This window comes from Leptolyngbya sp. PCC 6406, from assembly GCF_000332095.2.
Lineage (GTDB): Bacteria > Cyanobacteriota > Cyanobacteriia > Phormidesmidales > Phormidesmidaceae > PCC-6406.
Genome location: NZ_KI913949.1, coordinates 3,902,739 through 3,919,756 on the forward strand (window position 1 = coordinate 3,902,739; position 17,018 = coordinate 3,919,756).

The 17,018-nt window shown below is 51.8% G+C and carries 17 protein-coding genes; 9 read left to right on the plus strand and 8 right to left on the minus strand.

What is annotated here, in order from left to right:
* Positions 1 to 95: 95 nt before the first annotated feature.
* The 3 genes from LEP6406_RS0217240 to pap all read right to left on the minus strand — a co-directional run bounded on the left by LEP6406_RS0217240 (position 96) and on the right by pap (position 4,203).
* On the minus strand, positions 96 to 524 hold the full coding sequence (locus LEP6406_RS0217240) for an aspartyl protease family protein (RefSeq protein ID WP_008308366.1): 429 nt from the start codon (positions 522 to 524) through the stop codon (positions 96 to 98).
* Between the two features lie 322 nt (positions 525 to 846).
* Positions 847 to 2,271 carry a hypothetical protein gene (locus tag LEP6406_RS0217250; protein WP_008308368.1) on the minus strand — a complete coding sequence of 475 codons (1,425 nt, stop codon included), beginning with the start codon at positions 2,269 to 2,271 and terminating at the stop codon, positions 847 to 849.
* A gap of 456 nt (positions 2,272 to 2,727) precedes the next feature.
* Positions 2,728 to 4,203 carry a polyphosphate:AMP phosphotransferase gene (pap, locus tag LEP6406_RS0217255; protein WP_008308369.1) on the minus strand — a complete coding sequence of 492 codons (1,476 nt, stop codon included), beginning with the start codon at positions 4,201 to 4,203 and terminating at the stop codon, positions 2,728 to 2,730.
* A 353-nt stretch (positions 4,204 to 4,556) separates the two neighbouring features.
* On the opposite strand from pap, the gene LEP6406_RS0217260 reads away from it, so the two are divergent.
* Positions 4,557 to 5,132, plus strand: coding sequence for a hypothetical protein (locus tag LEP6406_RS0217260; protein WP_008308370.1), 576 nt, complete (start codon positions 4,557 to 4,559; stop codon positions 5,130 to 5,132).
* Positions 5,133 to 5,250: 118 nt separating this feature from the next.
* Here the strand turns inward: LEP6406_RS0217260 and LEP6406_RS0217265 are convergent, their stop codons facing one another.
* Positions 5,251 to 5,652, minus strand: a complete 402-nt coding sequence (locus LEP6406_RS0217265; protein ID WP_027269220.1) for a rhodanese-like domain-containing protein — start codon at positions 5,650 to 5,652, stop codon at positions 5,251 to 5,253.
* A 443-nt stretch (positions 5,653 to 6,095) separates the two neighbouring features.
* On the opposite strand from LEP6406_RS0217265, the gene LEP6406_RS35500 reads away from it, so the two are divergent.
* The 7 genes from LEP6406_RS35500 to LEP6406_RS35685 all read left to right on the plus strand — a co-directional run bounded on the left by LEP6406_RS35500 (position 6,096) and on the right by LEP6406_RS35685 (position 11,882).
* Positions 6,096 to 9,710 (plus strand): DNA methyltransferase, encoded by a 3,615-nt coding sequence (locus tag LEP6406_RS35500; protein WP_008308574.1) that lies wholly within the window; start codon positions 6,096 to 6,098, stop codon positions 9,708 to 9,710.
* Positions 9,711 to 9,714: 4 nt separating this feature from the next.
* Positions 9,715 to 9,972 carry a DUF4160 domain-containing protein gene (locus LEP6406_RS0217275; RefSeq protein WP_008308576.1) on the plus strand — a complete coding sequence of 86 codons (258 nt, stop codon included), beginning with the start codon at positions 9,715 to 9,717 and terminating at the stop codon, positions 9,970 to 9,972.
* A 12-nt stretch (positions 9,973 to 9,984) separates the two neighbouring features.
* Positions 9,985 to 10,239, plus strand: coding sequence for a DUF2442 domain-containing protein (locus LEP6406_RS0217280; protein ID WP_008308577.1), 255 nt, complete (start codon positions 9,985 to 9,987; stop codon positions 10,237 to 10,239).
* Between the two features lie 313 nt (positions 10,240 to 10,552).
* Positions 10,553 to 11,023 carry a PIN domain-containing protein gene (locus LEP6406_RS0217290; protein ID WP_008308580.1) on the plus strand — a complete coding sequence of 157 codons (471 nt, stop codon included), beginning with the start codon at positions 10,553 to 10,555 and terminating at the stop codon, positions 11,021 to 11,023.
* Positions 11,020 to 11,265, plus strand: a complete 246-nt coding sequence (locus LEP6406_RS0217295; protein WP_008308582.1) for a hypothetical protein — start codon at positions 11,020 to 11,022, stop codon at positions 11,263 to 11,265. The genes LEP6406_RS0217290 and LEP6406_RS0217295 overlap by 4 nt, the downstream gene beginning before the upstream one ends.
* Before the next feature lie 231 nt (positions 11,266 to 11,496).
* Positions 11,497 to 11,733, plus strand: a complete 237-nt coding sequence (locus LEP6406_RS0217300) for a hypothetical protein (protein ID WP_008308584.1) — start codon at positions 11,497 to 11,499, stop codon at positions 11,731 to 11,733.
* On the plus strand, positions 11,730 to 11,882 hold the full coding sequence (locus LEP6406_RS35685) for a type II toxin-antitoxin system PemK/MazF family toxin (RefSeq protein ID WP_008308585.1): 153 nt from the start codon (positions 11,730 to 11,732) through the stop codon (positions 11,880 to 11,882). Before LEP6406_RS0217300 ends, LEP6406_RS35685 begins: the two co-directional genes overlap by 4 nt.
* 116 nt (positions 11,883 to 11,998) lie before the next feature.
* Here LEP6406_RS35685 and LEP6406_RS0217305 read toward each other — a convergent pair whose 3' ends face one another.
* Both LEP6406_RS0217305 and LEP6406_RS31405 read right to left on the minus strand, forming a co-directional pair.
* Entirely contained in the window at positions 11,999 to 12,979 is a 981-nt protein-coding gene (locus tag LEP6406_RS0217305; protein ID WP_008308587.1) for an alpha/beta fold hydrolase, read from the minus strand.
* A gap of 283 nt (positions 12,980 to 13,262) precedes the next feature.
* Positions 13,263 to 13,592, minus strand: a complete 330-nt coding sequence (locus tag LEP6406_RS31405; protein ID WP_008308589.1) for an ArsR/SmtB family transcription factor — start codon at positions 13,590 to 13,592, stop codon at positions 13,263 to 13,265.
* Positions 13,593 to 13,681: 89 nt separating this feature from the next.
* On the opposite strand from LEP6406_RS31405, the gene LEP6406_RS0217310 reads away from it, so the two are divergent.
* The gene (locus LEP6406_RS0217310) at positions 13,682 to 14,095 is read left to right on the plus strand and encodes an ArsI/CadI family heavy metal resistance metalloenzyme (protein WP_008308591.1); all 414 of its coding nucleotides are present in this window, start codon (positions 13,682 to 13,684) and stop codon (positions 14,093 to 14,095) included.
* A gap of 38 nt (positions 14,096 to 14,133) precedes the next feature.
* On the opposite strand, the gene gltX is transcribed toward LEP6406_RS0217310, so the two are convergent.
* The gene (gene gltX, locus LEP6406_RS0217315; protein ID WP_008308592.1) at positions 14,134 to 15,582 is read right to left on the minus strand and encodes a glutamate--tRNA ligase; all 1,449 of its coding nucleotides are present in this window, start codon (positions 15,580 to 15,582) and stop codon (positions 14,134 to 14,136) included.
* Between the two features lie 303 nt (positions 15,583 to 15,885).
* A complete protein-coding gene (locus tag LEP6406_RS0217320; protein ID WP_008308594.1) occupies positions 15,886 to 16,821 on the minus strand; it encodes an alpha/beta fold hydrolase in 936 nt (311 codons plus the stop codon).
* Between the last annotated feature and the right edge of the window lie 197 nt (positions 16,822 to 17,018).

The following is a 17,018-nucleotide window of genomic DNA, read 5'->3' on the forward strand; positions in this document are numbered from 1 at the left end:
GAAGTTGTGCAGCAACAAATAACCTTAAACTCTCACCGATATCTCTATGCCGTCCGCACCAACGCAGTTATGGGGAGACGGGAAGGACAACTAGATTACTCTGAGGCAGCAGGTTTTGGGCTAACTGCAAACTCTAGTTGTGAACGGTAAAAACACACATCAAACTCCATGAAAAAGTTCACCTGCCCTAATATGAGCGGCACATTGGTAGCTTGTGTCCAAGCAAATACTAGTTGTACAGCCTCAAACTGCCCAACGACAGCTTGAGCAAGCACGACACGCGCCTCGTACTGAGCCAAATTCCCTGTCAAACTCAGTGCTGTTGTTTGCCGATCCCATTCGTACCCAAGTTCAACTCCTATCGAATATGGCAGTACATTCACACTTGCTCCAGTATCCAACAAAGCTGATGATATGATGGATACTTGCTGGTGAACCAGGGCAAATGGCAAGTACGGGCGAAAACTGGCTTCGCCTAATGCTGTATCACTAGAGACAAATGGATATCGTTCAGCGTTACGCATGGTCTCGAGTCTTGGCAGCCTGTAGAAATTTCAACATCGTATCTGCTGCCTCAACTGCATCATAAGGCGACCATACTGGGTACGACTGGTTAGGTTTAATTAGATCCGTTTCCTGCTGGGCCAGTTCCGAGATCAGAATCTGCATGATATAGAACTTGTCTGAACGGCTCAGTTCTCTCAATGTCGAGATTAATTCTAAGGAAACCATTTCAAGCACTCCGGTCCAGCCAGGTTTATTTTTCCATCTTAAGCGCCCAGCCCATTATCGTGAAATGCTAGATTGCTGACGCTCAAAAGTTTGTTTGAAGATCAACAAACCTATTTACCGCTTCACAGTTTTCAAAATAGTTTGAAAACGAGAGCTATTGCCGATTCTATCTAGCTTTTCAGTCGGAAAATTTCCAATAAATTCTAAGGCTAGTTTCACATTGGGATGGGTAGCTTGGTCAACTAATCGGCTTGCAAGTCTCTGGCAACGTGTTTGACAGGATGGAAATTGAAGGCGTGAGGCAATCTCCGAATCACGAGTTAGGTTAATAAACTGAGATATCTGACTGTCTTGCCAACGATTGATCAGCATACTATAAATTGGCTCTGCACCAGATGAAACTCCATAACAATTGCCAATATGACACATGGTTAAGATCTTGACATATTTCCCTGAGACGTTACCTGGAATATTGCCGCTTGCCGGAACAAAAGATTGAAGTAATCTTGCGAGAGGTGGTTCATTGTAGAAGTTATTCCAACCATTATGGGCAGCTAATAAAGCATCCAAGGCAGAAATTATCTCAATGGCAATAGTGTTGCCTGGTAAATAAGCTAATCCATTTACAATTGTGAGGAAATCACGAGCTAAATTTGCTCTGGAAACCTCTCCATTAGCTGAAAATGAGCCATGCCTTAAGCCAATATCGTATTTTGCATCCTCTGAGCAAACTTCCCACACTTCATATGCAAGGAATCGAATATTATTTCGGATATTTGCGTCTAATCTAGGATCGGTATACATTCCAAACGCTGTTCTCAAGAGAGAATGGGCTAGATCTTCAGGTAACCGTACAATCGCTTCTGCAATAGGAGGTACGTCAGTTCCAGAAAGAATTTCCTCTCGTACACTTCGTAGAAGCCGCTTTACTTCTATAGCTGCACCTTCAGGCTCCTTTCCAAGAACCTCTTTTATGCAAGTTTCTAGCCACGATGCCAATTGCAAGCCCGTCAACTCGTTGTGATTGGGATGAGCAGCACTAGCATGGTTCCGCATATCGCGAATGTAATCTAAATGCCGATATCCAATATCACTAATAATTCCTGTTTCCCGACAACCTCTGACGAGTACCCAGTCGTCTAGCTTTTCCAGGTCACTTTCATCTCTAAATCTAGAGCGCTGATTCGCGTCTGTTATTGCAGTGTCATAAAAATAATCTAGATCAAACTGAACGACTTTTAGTCGGAGATTTCGAATTGTCTCGTCCCAAAGATAATTTAGAGCTGCATCAAAAAGTCCTACAACGCAGGCTGCCGAGAACTTGGAGATGTACATTGCACTATTACGCTGTCCTTCTGTAAGGGCAGGCATAATGTAGGGCATATTATTAATGACCTTTCGGCGCTCATCAAGCTCAACCAAAACCGAATCTGTTGGCAAACCAAGATATCCAAGGTATGTAGACAGACTTGTAGATAGTGAATCCAGCGTTTTAGCAAGTTCTACTGAAGAGGCTTGTAGTTGGATTTCTGAGGTCATACGTCGTTGTTTAAGAGAGCAAATCTACCATTGGTAGATTTTTGTCAATACTAGCAAATCAGAACCTTTAGCTGCTGCACCCTTGGCAACTATAGCGATCCTGCATGAACTTTGAGCAAGCGTCTTCGGGCGTTAATCATCGTTTCAGCCACTCCGACTGAGCAAGCCTTCTCCTCAGTAATCCGTAACCTTTGTGGGACAAGGCTTTAGAGTGTATAGTTTGTTTGAACTATCCAGCAAGTGGATGAAGGTGCCCGAAACTATGACAGAGGCCCGTCTTTGTGGGTTTCGCAGGGCTCAACCCACGCTACGACTATTTGGACATTCCAAGGCGGACTCTGCCTGAACACGAACAGGGAAGGGATTTCGGAGCCCTTTCCAACTTCCCCGAACAACTTCGAGTCGCGCATCTAACGGATGCATAAGTGGTAGGCCATTGGTGGGCGATAACGAGGGCTAAAGCTTGGCTTGGAGGGCTTTGCAGAAGGTTTTGATCACCTGGATGCGGGCGCGGCGTTTGTCATTGGCGGGGACTAGGTGCCAGGGGGCGTAGTCGGTACTGGTGCGGCTGACCATATCTGTGACCGCCAGGGCGTAGTCATCCCAGCGATCGCGGTTGCGATAATCGTCCGTGGTGATTTTGTACTTTTTGTAGGGGGTTTGCTCCCGCGCCTCGAAGCGGCGAAGCTGCTCGTCGGGGTCAATATGGAGCCAAAACTTGAGAATCACAGTGCCATGTTCCCGCAGTTGGGCCTCAAAGTCATTGATTTCGCTGTAGGCCCAGGTCCATTCCTGGGGCTGGGCAAAGCCCTCTACCCGCTCCACTAAGACCCGTCCATACCAACTGCGATCGAAGACTACCACCCGCCCTTGGCGGGGTAACTGTTGCCAAAAGCGCCAGAGATAGTGGTGGGCGTTTTCTTCGTCGGTGGGGACGCCAATGGGTAGCACCCGGTAATCCTGGGCATCCATGGCCTGGGTCAGGCGACGGATGACGCCTCCCTTGCCCGCTGCATCCCAGCCCTCAAAGACGAGAACGCTGCTGACCCCCGCCCGGCGGGCTTGGCGGGTGAGGTGGTTGAGGCGAGCCTGATATTTTTCTAGTTTTTCCCGGTAGCTGCCCCAGTCAGAGTCGCCATCCATGTCGAGGGTGTCGAGGATGCTGCGATCGCTGGGGGTGATGTAGGGGGCGACGATGGGCTCGGGATCACAGGCGGGGGGCGGAGGGGCAAGGCGAGTCTTTAGGGCCTTGAGTATGGTTTCGGCCACCATTAGATTGCGGTAGCGGGCATCGGCGGTTTCCACTAGGGTCCAGGGGGTTGCGCCGCTGCTGGTGAGGCGGATGTATTGCTCTGACAATTGAACAAAGTCGTCATATTGCTCGTAGACCTGCCAGTCTGCCTCATCAATGCGCCATGCGGTTTCGGGGTGCTGTTTGGCTGCCTTGAGTCTCTGCTTAAAGTCCGATTTGGACTGGTGAAACCAAAATTTCAGCAGAATCACCCCATCATTGGCCAGCATGTTTTCAAAGCGATAGATGTGGTGACAGCGACGGCGAAAGGCGTCGTCGGTGATATCTCCCCGCAGGCGATCTGCGATCGCACTTAAGGCCCAAGCCCCCACAAATACCCCAGTCATGCCAGTGCGGGGGAGACGATTCCAGTATCGCCAGAAGCGGGGCCGTTCCAGTTCTTCATCCCTGGGCTCCCCAAAAAAATGGTTGTGGATATAGCGGCCATCCATCCATTCCCCCAGATGGTTGATCACCTCATTGCAGGACTGGCGATCGTCCCCCATCAGCACAATCAAGAGAGACAAGGGGGCCTCCCGTAGCTCGTACTGGGCATTTACAAGCTCCACCCGCAGGGGATCGATGGCGGCGTTATAGTCCTTCTTTTTAACCCGATGCCCCAGTTCCACCGCTTCAAACATGACTCAGCCCCTCAATTTCCCCAATCTGTGGTTATCCAGATGAGGTTGCTCAGATGAGGTTTCATTGTAGGGTCGCCCTCGTTATTCTGTTAGAGACACGACTTGGAAGGTTATGTCTTGAAACGAGTTGAAAAACCTGCCACGTAGTTGTTTCCATACAGACACCCAGTTCCCTGAGCGGAGTCGTTGGCTTTGCCGCCCCAGAGGGGCTAGGGAACGGCAGGACCCCGGTGGCGTGGCTAGCTTTCTCCCTTCGGGAGACGCTTTGCGAACGACTCCGCTCAGCCAGCAGTCAACGGGCTCGATTCTCCGTAACCTTCCAATTCGCGTAGAGACCCCTTTGGAGCATTGCTATGGGACAGTTCTGGAGCCATCGATGGTGGAGCGGTGCCGCCGGAATCCTGGGCAGCGCTATCCTTTTGGGGACTGCCCCCGCCTGGGCCTGCCGTGCGGGAACCCCCGCCGCCCCTAGCCCTGATTCTCGGGAATTTAGTAGCGATCGCTATGGGCTGACCCTAGATATCCCCGCTAACTACCGGGCCATGCTACGAACGGGCGGTAGCATCACCTTTCACGATCCGGTCAGCTTTGAGTTTATTCAGTGCTTGGTTCGCAGTGGCCGTTACGGTCGCGTGCCCCTGCACCCGGTTTTAGAAACCTATACGGTGCCACCAAACTCGACCTTGAGTTTGGTGGATTTGGTGCGACGGCGGCGACCCTGGGTGGATTACTACAATCCCCAATTTGAGGCGGTGGAGCTAGCGGGTCAGCCCGCCCTGCGCTATGAGTACCGCCACGAAATCCATCGGGTCCAGTTTCTCAATGTGTCGTTCCTCACCCCGGATGGCCAGTCTCTCCTGACCCTATCTGGCCCCGCCACAGATCCGGTGCTCACGACTGCGATCGCAACTCTCCGCTTCTGGCCCTAGAACCCTAGCCTGCAATAGGCTTACTATTCTGTCGCACCAGCCCACCCTTTTCTGATCCCCTCTCCCCGTGGGAGAGGGCTAGGGTGAGGGGCCGGAGTGTACCACGATAGATGGGAAATTACTGTGAAAGTGCGATCGCGCTTTCAATAGGAAACCCCGCCGCCTTCCAAGCCGGCGTACCACCCCGCAGCACCGAAACCCGCTGATAGCCCGCCTGCCGCAGTTGGTCCGCCATCACCGTCGCCTCCTCATCGGTGTCAGCATAGACATAGAGATCGCGCTCAAATTCTAGGCTAGTGAGAATGCGGTTCACCGCCTCCGCCATGGGCAGGGAAATCGCCCCGGTCACATGGCTCTCATTAAAGCGTTCACGGCTACGCAGATCGATGATGGTCAATGCTGGTTGGCCCCAGTCTAGGCGGGCCTTTAGGTCATAGATACGCGACTCAGGCCGCATGGATTTCGGGGAAGACAGGAGTCCAAAAAGCATGGTGGTGGTGGTGAGGAGAGCAAGTACCATGGCCCCTGCCATGTTCTTGCAAGTTAACAAAAATTTCAGATTCCCGCAAAGTTTTGTTTCAAAAGCTGGACATTGTGAAGCCTTTTCCAGCCTAGATCGCCAGACTAGTAATTCTTGGTGGAAATAGGCTTACGATTCTGCTGCACCAGCCCAACATTTTCCGGTCCCCTCTCCCCGTGGGAGAGGGCTAGGGTGAGGGGCCGAGGTGTGCCACGATGGAACGGTCAGAGTATTTCCGCCGTAGAGCACAAGTACTACTTGGTGGAAATGGGCTTACGATTCTGCTGCACCAGCCCAACATTTTCTGGTCCCCTCTCCCCGTGGGAGAGGGCTAGGGTGAGGGACCGAGGTGTACCACGATGGAACGGTCAAAGTATTTCCGCCGCAGAGCACTAGGTTGGGGGCGAGCAGGTAGGCTGGGACATATCTCGATGGTGTAACCCATGGCGACCACTGCGGAGCGGCTGCACACCTTCGTCAACTTTGTGGCTGAGCATTTGACCGGCGACGAAAAAGGCGAAGCCCAAGTTTTTCTCGACAAGTTCTTTCGGGCCTTTGGCCACGAGGGGGCGATCGAGGCGGGGGCGGTTTACGAAAAGCGCATCGAGAAGGGCAGCAAGAAGGGCCGCACGGGCTTCGCTGACCTGGTGTGGAAGCCCCGCGTCTTGATTGAGATGAAAAAGCGAGGGGCAGACCTCAGCAAGCACTATTCCCAAGCGTTTGACTATTGGCAGCGGGCGGTGCCCAATCGGCCCCGCTATGTGATGCTGTGCAATTTTGATCAGTTTTGGATCTACGACTTTGACACCCAAATCGACACCCCCATCGACCAGGTATCCCTAGCGGCTCTGCCCGATCGCGTCAGCACCTTTGGCTTTATGGAGGTGACGGAACGCAAGTCGGTGTTTGGCAACAACCAGGTGGAGGTGACCGAAAAGGCCGCTGGCCGCATGGGAGAACTGTTTCAAATGCTGTCGGAACGGCTGCGCCGTCAGGGTTTACCCTCATCCCCAACCCCTTCTCCCCAAGGAGAAGGAACTTTCCGATCCCCCTCTCCCAGCGGGAGAGGGGCTAGGGGTGAGGGCTCTAGGGGTGAGGGGCAAACCGCCGAACTTGTAGCCCAGCGCTTTGTGCTGCAATGCGTCCTCGCCATGTTTGCAGAAGATCGCAACCTGCTGCCTGACAGTTTATTTGTGCAGTCAGTGCAGGACTGCCTCGGGGGCGAGAGTGCCTACGATGTGCTGGGCGGCCTATTCCGGGAGATGAATGCACCGGGCATCACCCCAGCGGGGCGTTACCGGGGGGTGGACTATTTCAACGGGGGACTGTTTTCAGAAATTTATCCGCTGGAGTTGACACCGCCGGAACTCAAGTTTCTGGAGGTCTCTGCCCTGGAGGACTGGAGCAAGGTGCGCCCCGCCATCTTTGGCAACATTTTTGAGTCAGCGATTGATCAAAATCAACGCCACGCCCACGGCATTCACTACACGGCGGAGGCGGACATCATGAAAATCGTGCGCCCCACCATTTCTCGCTATTGGGAGGAGCGCATTGACGAGGCCAACACGATTAAGCAGCTTGAGGCGCTACAGGCGGAGTTGCGAACCTATCGAGTGCTAGACCCAGCCTGCGGATCGGGAAATTTCCTTTACATTGCCTATCAGGAAATTAAGCAGATTGAGCAAGATCTGCTGGACAAGATGGCGGAGCGGCGGCGGGGTGAAAATCTGCAAATGCAGATGGGCTATGTCACACCGCTACAGTTTTTTGGGTTGGATAACAATCCGTTTGCGGTGGAGTTGGCGCGGGTAACGCTGATGATTGCCCGCAAGGTCGCGATCGACCGTTTGGGGTTGTTTGAGCCTGCGTTGCCGCTGGATACGTTGGATCAAAATATTGTCTGTGCTGATGCGCTGTTTACGGAATGGCCGCAGGCGGATGCGATTATTGGGAATCCACCATTTTTGGGTGGGAAGCACATGCGAATCGCGATCGGCGATGAATACATTGATCGGGTTTTCAAGCAATTTCCCGATGTCAAAGATTCTGTTGACTTCTGCTCATACTGGTTTCGCCTTGCCCATGATCATCTTGGCGACAATGGTAGAGCTGGGTTAGTTGGCACTAATTCAGTAAGCCAAGGAAAATCTAGAGCGGCTGCCCTCGATTACGTTACTCAAAACGATGGAGTCATTCATGAGGCGATTTCGTCTCAGCCTTGGTCGGGGGAGGCGAATGTTCATGTGAGCATTGTGAACTGGCAAAAGCCCTCATCCCCTAGCCCCTTCTCCCACGGGGAGAAGGGGGACAAGAATGGGGAGAAGGGGAACAAGAATGCAGGGGATGATAAAAGCTCTATTTCCCATCGTTCTTCCGGTTACGATAGGCCCTCATCCCCTAGCCCCTTCTCCCACGGGGAGAAGGGGGACAAGAACGAGGAGAATGGGGAGAATGGGAATAAGAGCGTGGAGGAAGCATCGGATATTTCGAGGTTGGCAGGGATTCGGCGACAAGTTCCCGAAACATTACTGCTTAAGGCAAGAGAACTGAGGAAGATTCAGACACCTGCGGAGGAGATTTTGTGGCAGTGTCTTCGCAGTCGTCGATTGGGAGGCTTAAAGTTCCGTCGTCAACATAACATCGGTCAATTTATCGCTGACTTTTACTGCCATGAAGCATGTTTAGTTGTTGAGGTGGACGGGGAAGTTCACAACACTCAAGTCGAACGCGATCAAGATCGAGACGAGTGGATGATCGCCAATGGCTTTAGGATATTAAGGTTCAAAAACGAAGCAATCCTCGATGATCTGGAAACGGTTTTAGCCACAATTCTGGTAACTGTAAAACCCGATGCCCTCACCCCTAGCCCCTTTCCCCCAGGAGGAGCCCCCACCCCTAGCCCCTCTCCCCCAGGAGGAGCCCTCACCCCTAGCCCCTCTCCCCCAGGAGAGGGGAATCAGATCCGGCCCCCTTCTCCCCGTGGGAGAAGGGCTGGGGATGAGGGCCAGTGCTACCTCAACAACCAACCCGTCCCCTTCATCACCTCCGCCCTCACCTCCGAAACTGACGTTTCCCAAGCGGTTCGTCTAACGACCAACCGTAACTGGTGCTTTCAAGGCATTATTCCGGTAGGCAAAGGCTTTCTAATTACTGAAGACCAAGTAAACGCATGGATCCAAGCAGATCCGAGAAATCAAGAAGTCCTCAAACGCTTTTCAATGGGTGCGAATTTAGCCAAAGAACCCAATGGACTGCCTGACAGATGGATTATTGATTTCAATGATATGAGCATTGAAGAAGCTAGTAATTATGAATTGTCATTTGCTCATGTCAAGAATACTGTAAAGCCTGAGCGAGATAAAAATAGAAGAGAAACAACACGCATTAAATGGTGGAAATATGGAGAGAAACGTCCCGCCATGAGAGCTATACTTGCTCCACTCCAGCAATGCTTTGCTATTCCCCGTGTGTCAAAGTGGGCAATTTTTATCCCCTTTCCTACAGAATGGCTACCTGGCGATAAATCTGTTGTTGTTGGAACCGATGACTTTTACGTGTTCGGCATATTGACTTCTGATGTTCATCGCACATGGATGCACGCGCAGAAATCAACCCTGGAAGACAGAATAGCCTACACCCACAACACCTGCTTTGAAACCTTTCCCTTTCCGCAGCCCCTCACCGCTAGCCCCTCTCTCGCAGAAGAGGAGAATCAGTTCCGGCCCCCTTCTCCCCGTGGGAGAAGGGCTGGGGATGAGGGCATTGTCCAAGCCATCCGCGCCAAAGCCCTAGAGCTGCACCAGTACCGCAGCGACCAAATGCAGCAAAAACAGTGGGGCATCACCAAACTCTACAACGCCTACTTCCACGAGCCCGCCAGCCAACTCCACAAACTCCACAAACAGCTCGATGCCCTCGTCCTGCAAGCCTACAGCTTCAGCCCCAACGACGACCTCCTCGAAAAACTCCTCACCCTCAACCTAGAGCTAGCCGCCAAAGAACAACGCGGCGAACTCGTCATCGGCCCCTGGGATCCGACCACGGTATCAGAGGACTAGCAAGATGCCTACCATCAGCCGATTTTATGGAATCGTAATTTTCATGAACTACAACGACCATCAACCACCCCACTTTCATGCCCGTTATCAAGACCAAGAAATTATCGTGGAAATTGAAAGCGGCACAGTTGAAGGGAGAATGTCAAAACGTGCTCTCAGAATGGTGCTGGAGTGGTTAGATTTGCATCAATCAGCACTCATGGAAGATTGGGAACGTGCCAGACAGCGCCAGCCTCTTAATCCAATTCAGCCTTTACAGTAAAAGGAGTCAAAAATGTTTCTGCATGTCGAAGCTGGCCAATACTTAAAAGATTACAAACTGAGGCTGACCTTCAGCAATCAAGTGACTGAAGATGTTGACCTATCCGAAGAACTCCATGGAGAAATCTTTGAACCATTAAAAGACGTGCAGATATTTAAGCAGGTCTTCCTTAACTCTGAAACGAACACGATTGAGTGGCCTAACGGTGCCGACTTTGCCCCTGAATTTCTTTACGATCTTGGCAAACCCATTGCTCAAATTGCTTAACTGTGATCACTTAACTGGAGTGCATCCCACTTTTGTCATCCTGTTCGCGGAGCGACTCCGAAGGAGTAACGGAACGGAGTGTAGCGAAGGATCTCAGTCCTCGCGCAAGATCGGGATTCTTCACTTCGCTATCGCTACATTCAGAATGACATTTGCAAAAGTGGGATGCACCCCCTCGACATCTACGACCTCGTCAACCAAGCCTACGGCCTCACCCCCGAAGAACTCAACCTCATGGGTCAGACCGCCCCACCCCGAACGCCCTTCAAGCGTCCTTCCTAATCGCTATCTACCAGACTGTCCAGGTTAATGTATGAATACCGTTTACCGAATCTACCTTGACGTTTGCTGCCTGAATCGTCCGTTGGACAATTCACTACAAGAGCGCATTCGTTTAGAAGCCGAAGCGGTACTCTTGATTTACCGAAAGTGTCGGTTAAGGGAATGGTCTCTGATCAACAGCGAGGCGATCGAAGCTGAAATTGCTCAAGATAAAGATGCGGAGCGCCGCCTTCAGCTTCAATCTGCACTCGAAATTTGTGAGACCAAGGTGATGCTAGATGAGGTGATCGAAAACAGGGTCAGAGAACTGATAACGCTTGGCTTCAAGCCGTTTGATGCCACTCATCTAGCCTGTGCTGAAGCCGCTGAAGCGGATATCTTTCTCACCACAGATGATCGCCTGCTTAAACGCGCCTTCAGGCTAAGTAATCTGCTCAACGTGATGGTTAGAAACCCAGCCAACTGGTTTATTGATGTCAATCAAAGTGGAGAAGAAGAATGATGCCCATCCTATCCCCTCTAGAACTCAATCGTGCTGGAAAACAAGCCTTGATAGAGGCATTAGGCTTTGATGGCATGATCCGATTTATTCGACAATTTGAACCCGGATCGGGAGATTACACAGAAGAACGTCATCAATGGCTTGATCAACTCACGCCAGACGAGATTTTCGCGCAAGTTAAACAGGCTAGAAAAGCACCTTCAGGGCAAGAATTAAGCGACTACGATGAGATTATTGAATAGAAATTTGGCAAAGTAAATTTTGAATGACTCACTCTAAAGTTTGTGTGGGTTGGGTGAAACGGAGTGGAACCCAACAGCACTGGGCTATGTTGGGTTCTGCTATCGCGCCACCCAACCTACAAATTTAGGGTTGACAGAGCACTGGCCGCCAAAGAGAAAAACGGCGAAGCTGTCGTGGGGCCGTGGGATCCGACCCAATCAAATACACGAGCATGATCAGGAGAATGGTTTATGCAAGTTACTAGAGAAACCATCAAGCAGGAAATTGACCATCTTGATAATGCTCAGCTATCTCAACTGGCTGAGTACATCGCCTTTCTCAAATTTCGTAGTCGGTTTCAACAAGCAAGCCCAGACCTGGCTCAGTTTGCTCATCTCTATCAAGAGTTTGCCGAAGCAGATCATCAGCTTGCCGAAGCTGGATTGCCTGACTACGTTAATCAGCTAGAGCAAGAGGATCAGGCATGAGCTTTAACCGTGGAGAGGTTTGGCTAGCTAACTTGAATCCCACGCAAGGCTCTGAGCAAGCTGGAACTCGTCCTGTCATTGTTTTTCAAGAAAGCACCTTAGCCAAATTTACGTCGATAACTTTTGATGAGATGAGCTTACGGCTTTAGCCCCGACGGCGACTGCCTCAGTTTGTGTAGGTTGGGTGAAACGAAGGGTCACCCAACAGCGGTGGGCTATGTTGGGTTCCGCTAGCGCTGCACCCAACCTGCAAATTTAGGCTTGACTAGCGAGAAGAATTGATTTTATTGAGTACAGTGCTCACAGCATCCACAATAATATCGGGTTGATCTATCCAGACGAAATGACCACTTTCACTCGCCTCAACTTGAAGACAATTCGTCGATAACTTACATAACTCTACGTGCATCTTCTCCCGCAACCGATTAACGCCGTTCAGAGGGATAACGGTAGTCCAAAGAGAAGGTTTGAAGAATGAACCAGATTTAATGCTAACGATAGGCACCGTACCCAACTGCTTGGCTATACTAACCTGGCGCGCACTTTTGCCTAAATTCATCATCTCTCGGCTCATGGTGATCCAGTGTTTGGAGCGACAGAAAGACCGTTTTACCCAATTGAGAGAATCTTGAGAAAAGTGGCGTAGTTCAGGCTTTAGCAACTCAAATACTCCGACGACTCTGAGTAATCGGATAATCCCAAGTATTGAGCCTAGAATAGACATCAAAAAACCTGAGATAAAAAAGAGCTTTAAAGCTTGTAGCGGCATAGGCATCTTGAGCATTCCCGTCTCATGTAGCCCATCGGTGAGTACAATACCCACAACTTTTTCAGGAAACAGGTAAGCATACAGCCGTACATTGTAGCTGCCAAACGAATTGCCCACCAAAATGTAGGGTGGTTCGATCTCCGCTTGAACCAGTAGAGTATCTAACTCCTTCACAATTTGATGGCTACTTCGAGGATGTGGACTGTGATCGCTCCATCCATATCCAGCTCGATCATAGATACATACTCGTGCTAATTTTGACAATTCTTCAATTAGAAAATAGCCTTCTAATCCCCCTAAACTATGGTCTAAGACAATAGTTGGACTGCCTTCCCCTGCAATGTAAAGATGTAGCCGACATTGACCCACATCAATCAATTGACCAGGCGGCGATTGTCGATCTTCTAGCCAGCTAGCGATCGCTTGATAAAGTGTTGTAGCAACTAGCAGAAGAACTTGAATTGAGTTCGGCACCATTCCCCCTTTTGCTAGCTTCTAAGTCACTGGCTTTAATTGCTAAGTACATGTACTCACCAATAAAGTCATTGACTTTCACCCTGAAGGTGCGACAGCGCTGGTTAGACAGCCTTGGCTCAACATTGCACCTTTTCTTCTCTTCCACTGCCTATCCCGCTCTCGTTCCATTCGGCACTTCTTTCTCAGGCATCGCAAGCACCGGCTTCAGACCATCTGCATACCCTCTGTCGAACATCATCCCTGCCGATACTTAGAAGATTACAAACTGAGGCGGGCTTTCGGCTTACGAGAGTGATTCTCGTAACATTGCTAACTTCTCTGGCAGAATCCGGTAGTAGATCCATGTCCCTCGTCGCTCACGCTCCAGTAAACCTGCCTCATACATCACCTTGAGATGATGACTCACGGTTGGTTGCGACAGTCCTAATGGCTCTGCCAACTCACAGGCACAAACCTCACCACTTGGCTGCGCTGCAATCAGACTTAGCATTTGCAACCGTGCGGGTTCGCCTAAGACGCGAAAAGCCGCAGCGAGATGAGTCGCCTCATCGGGCGTCAGGCGACCCGCCAGCAAAGAGGAGCAGCAAGATACAGCAGGTTTAGATAACTTCATGCCCTTTATATTGACACACGTCAATATAGTTTGCCAGAATATCGATGAGCTGAAATATTGACGCTCATCGATATAAAGAGGATCTAACTATGTCCCGTGTTCAATTGGCTCTCAACGTGAGTGATATCGACTCTGCTGTTGATTTCTACAGCAAGCTGTTTGCGACTGAGCCCGCAAAACGTCGTCCCGGCTATGCTAACTTCGCCATCGCCGAACCATCCTTGAAGCTGGTGCTGATTGAAAACCCTGAAGCAGCAGGCCAGTTAAATCACCTGGGAATTGAGATGGAGTCGTCTGAACAGGTTGCACAAGTCAGCGATCGCCTTCAGCAAGCTGACTTAGCCGTGACGCCTAGTACCCAGTCCACTTGCTGCTACGCTTTGCAAGACAAATTTTGGGTGAAAGAACCAAACGGTGCCGACTGGGAGGTTTATGCAGTTTTAGAGGATTCGGCAACCTTTGGGGTGTCTCAGAAAACTGCATCTCCAGTTTGTTGCTCGTAGCGTGCTGATTGCGTGGTTTGGAGTGCGAGAGACTGGCCTCAACTCTGCGCGATCGCAAGTGCCGCTTCCAATCGGCCCTGGTCAAAGCCCCGCTGGTGCAGAATCAGCCAAGACTCCATCAAGTCTGGTCCCTGCATATCCCCCATCAGCGCCGCCCGTAAAGACTTCATCATCAAGCCCTTCTTGATGCCCTGGGCCTTGACCACCTGATTCACCAGCGTCTTCCCGGCCTCCAGGGAATCTAAGTTAGCCTCTGGCAATGCCTCCAGAGTGGCCTTCAGCACCTCAGCTACACCGGGCTGAGTAAGGTGAGCCTTAGCCGCCTCCGCATAGTCCACCGTTGCCGTGAAGAAAAAGCGGCTCAGATCCACCGCATCTCCCAAGCGCGTCAGACTGGGACCCACCAGGGTAGCCAAGAGCGTCAGCCAGGGGCGATCGCCCACGGGATCAAACCCATAGCCCGCCCCCTGCCAATAGGGCACGAGCTGATCCAGCAGCGCTTCAGTAGGCAGGTGATGGAGATACTGGCTGCTAATCCAGTCCAGTTTGTCCCAATCAAACTTAGCCCCTGCTTTGTTCACCCGGTCAAAGCTGAACTGTGCCGCTGCCGTCTCCAGGGTGAACAACTCTTCCCCATCAGGGGAAGACCACCCCAGCAGCGTCATGTAGTTAGCCAGCGCCGCCGCCGTGAACCCCATTTTTTGAAAGTCCGAAATTGAGGTCACCCCATCCCGCTTCGAGAGCTTCTGGCCCGACGTGTTCAGAATCAGCGGCGTATGGGCAAATTCGGGCACCGTGCCCCCCAGGGCTTCATACAGCAGGATTTGCTTCGCCGTATTGGCAATGTGGTCTTCTCCGCGAATGACGTGGGTAATGGCCATATCCAGGTCATCCACCACCACCGCCAGGTTATAGAGGGGCTGACCAATGGTATCCACAGAGGAAGCGCGGGCAATCACCATATCGCCCCCCAAGTCGCTGCCCCGCCAAGTCATCGGACCCCGCACCATATCCGTCCACTGGATCGTGCGGCCATCGTCGATTTTGAAGCGAATTACCGCCTGCCGCCCTTCGGCTTCAAAATCCCGCTGCTGCTCCTCCGTCAAGTTCCGGTGGCGATTGTCATAGCGGGGAGCCTGGTTTTGGGCCTTTTGCCGCGATCGCATTTCCTCCAGTTCCTCTGAAGTGTCATAGGCACGGTAGGCCAAACCCTGGTCTAGAAGGGTTTGAATCGCCTGCCGATACAGGTCCAGCCGCTGGGATTGAAAGAACGGTCCCTCATCCCAAGTCAGCCCCAGCCAAGTCAGCCCCTCAGTAATATTTTGGGTAAATTCAGGCCGCGATCGCTCCGTGTCCGTATCCTCCACCCGCAGGATGAAGGTTCCCCCATGGTGGCGGGCAAACAACCAGTTAAAGACAGCGGTCCGGGCCGTGCCAATGTGCAGATTTCCGGTAGGGCTAGGGGCAATGCGGACACGAACGGTCATGGAGGACTCTGCACTAACGACAAGTGATCATTCTATGCAAAATATCTCCCCTTCCCCCAATCATTAGACTTTATCGGTTATTAAGAGAGTCGCGCTATCAGGGCGCGGCATCTCTGCGGTGCATTGCTTCGCGAATGCACCCTACGGGAAATTCAAAATTCAAAACTCAAAACTCAAAACTCTCTCTCACCTCCCCCCATCACCCCATCACCCCTAAGCCCTCCGGGCAGGCTAACTCTCAGGGAGTGGCTTCGCCAACGCCAACACCCCATCACCCCATCACCCCATCACCCCATCACCCCATCACCCCATCACTCCCCTCACCCACTCCCGCATCAACGCATTCACCTGCTGCGGTACCTCATCGTGGGGACAGTGGCCCGCCTGGACAAAGACCTCCTGGGCCTGGGGATAATACTGGCGAAACAGGGCACTGCGCTGTCGCGCCTTCATCCAGGGATCGCCCTCCCCCCAAATCAGATAGAGAGGAACCGTCAAACGCTGGAGCAAGCTGTCCACAGTATCGCCCTGGGGAGATTTGAACACAGCGGCAAACACTTGCACCGCCCCCGGATCACTGGCAGGACGGCGGATATCGGCGACTAACTGGTCGGTGATGGCAGAGCGATCCACATACACCTTTTCCAAAGTTTTGCGAATAGTGCGGGGCTGGCGCAGGTATTGAAACAGCAGCCAACTGGGCACAGGTTGTAGCATCACCGTGCGAATGGTTTCCGCGATCGCCTGTTGAAAGGGAGAGGGTTTGGGCGCATCCGCCACTGGAGTAAAGGGGCCAGCGCTGTTGAGCAAGATCACCCCGGCTACAGCCTCGGGATAATCCGCCGCTACGCACAAACTGGCGTATCCCCCCAGGGAATTACCCGCTATCACCACAGGTTTTCCAATTTTCTCTTGGATAAAAGCATGCAGTTGGTCCCGCCAAAGCTGACCGCTGTAGGTGAGATCGGGCTTCGCCGATCGCCCAAAACCCAGCAGGTCAATAGCCCACACCTCAAAGTCCCGCTGCAACTCATGAATATTCTTGCGCCAGTGATCCGTCGAAGCTCCGAACCCGTGGATCAACAGCAGGGGCGGGGAATCTCGCCGAGATTCCCCAGCTTTGACATAGTAAATAGAATGGCCCTGCCACTGCCAATAGTCACCGGGCATAGTTGGAACAGTAGGGGCATGAGGCGCGATGGCCCCTTTGGGCTGGTTCTTAAGCATCGCAATGGCCATGGAGGGGAAAACGTAAAGAAATATCAACCTTGAGCATAACGAAATTCAGCCCGATAAAAGGGTCTTGCAACAGATGACAATGCTGCCCAAAAACGGCATGGTGCTCATAACCCCTCCCACTCCCCAATCCGGGTCACCCAGCGACAGCAGGGCGGGTTTTGAGCCTCCCATCCCGGATTCCCCATTAGATCCGAGCT

Bases quoted from the DNA above. Each gene is read 5' to 3' on its own strand.
- LEP6406_RS0217310 (WP_008308591.1), top strand. From the start codon at position 13,682: ATGTCCCGTGTTCAATTGGCTCTCAACGTGAGTGATATCGACTCTGCT.
- LEP6406_RS35685 (WP_008308585.1), top strand. From the start codon at position 11,730: ATGAGCTTTAACCGTGGAGAGGTTTGGCTAGCTAACTTGAATCCCACG.
- LEP6406_RS0217305 (WP_008308587.1), bottom strand. From the start codon at position 12,979: ATGGTGCCGAACTCAATTCAAGTTCTTCTGCTAGTTGCTACAACACTT.
- LEP6406_RS0217290 (WP_008308580.1), top strand. From the start codon at position 10,553: ATGAATACCGTTTACCGAATCTACCTTGACGTTTGCTGCCTGAATCGT.
- LEP6406_RS0217240 (WP_008308366.1), bottom strand. From the start codon at position 524: ATGCGTAACGCTGAACGATATCCATTTGTCTCTAGTGATACAGCATTA.
- LEP6406_RS31405 (WP_008308589.1), bottom strand. From the start codon at position 13,592: ATGAAGTTATCTAAACCTGCTGTATCTTGCTGCTCCTCTTTGCTGGCG.
- LEP6406_RS0217320 (WP_008308594.1), bottom strand. From the start codon at position 16,821: ATGGCCATTGCGATGCTTAAGAACCAGCCCAAAGGGGCCATCGCGCCT.
- gltX (WP_008308592.1), bottom strand. From the start codon at position 15,582: ATGACCGTTCGTGTCCGCATTGCCCCTAGCCCTACCGGAAATCTGCAC.
- LEP6406_RS0217295 (WP_008308582.1), top strand. From the start codon at position 11,020: ATGATGCCCATCCTATCCCCTCTAGAACTCAATCGTGCTGGAAAACAA.
- LEP6406_RS35500 (WP_008308574.1), top strand. From the start codon at position 6,096: ATGGCGACCACTGCGGAGCGGCTGCACACCTTCGTCAACTTTGTGGCT.
- LEP6406_RS0217275 (WP_008308576.1), top strand. From the start codon at position 9,715: ATGCCTACCATCAGCCGATTTTATGGAATCGTAATTTTCATGAACTAC.
- LEP6406_RS0217300 (WP_008308584.1), top strand. From the start codon at position 11,497: ATGCAAGTTACTAGAGAAACCATCAAGCAGGAAATTGACCATCTTGAT.
- LEP6406_RS0217280 (WP_008308577.1), top strand. From the start codon at position 9,985: ATGTTTCTGCATGTCGAAGCTGGCCAATACTTAAAAGATTACAAACTG.
- LEP6406_RS0217260 (WP_008308370.1), top strand. From the start codon at position 4,557: ATGGGACAGTTCTGGAGCCATCGATGGTGGAGCGGTGCCGCCGGAATC.
- LEP6406_RS0217265 (WP_027269220.1), bottom strand. From the start codon at position 5,652: ATGGTACTTGCTCTCCTCACCACCACCACCATGCTTTTTGGACTCCTG.
- pap (WP_008308369.1), bottom strand. From the start codon at position 4,203: ATGTTTGAAGCGGTGGAACTGGGGCATCGGGTTAAAAAGAAGGACTAT.
- LEP6406_RS0217250 (WP_008308368.1), bottom strand. From the start codon at position 2,271: ATGACCTCAGAAATCCAACTACAAGCCTCTTCAGTAGAACTTGCTAAA.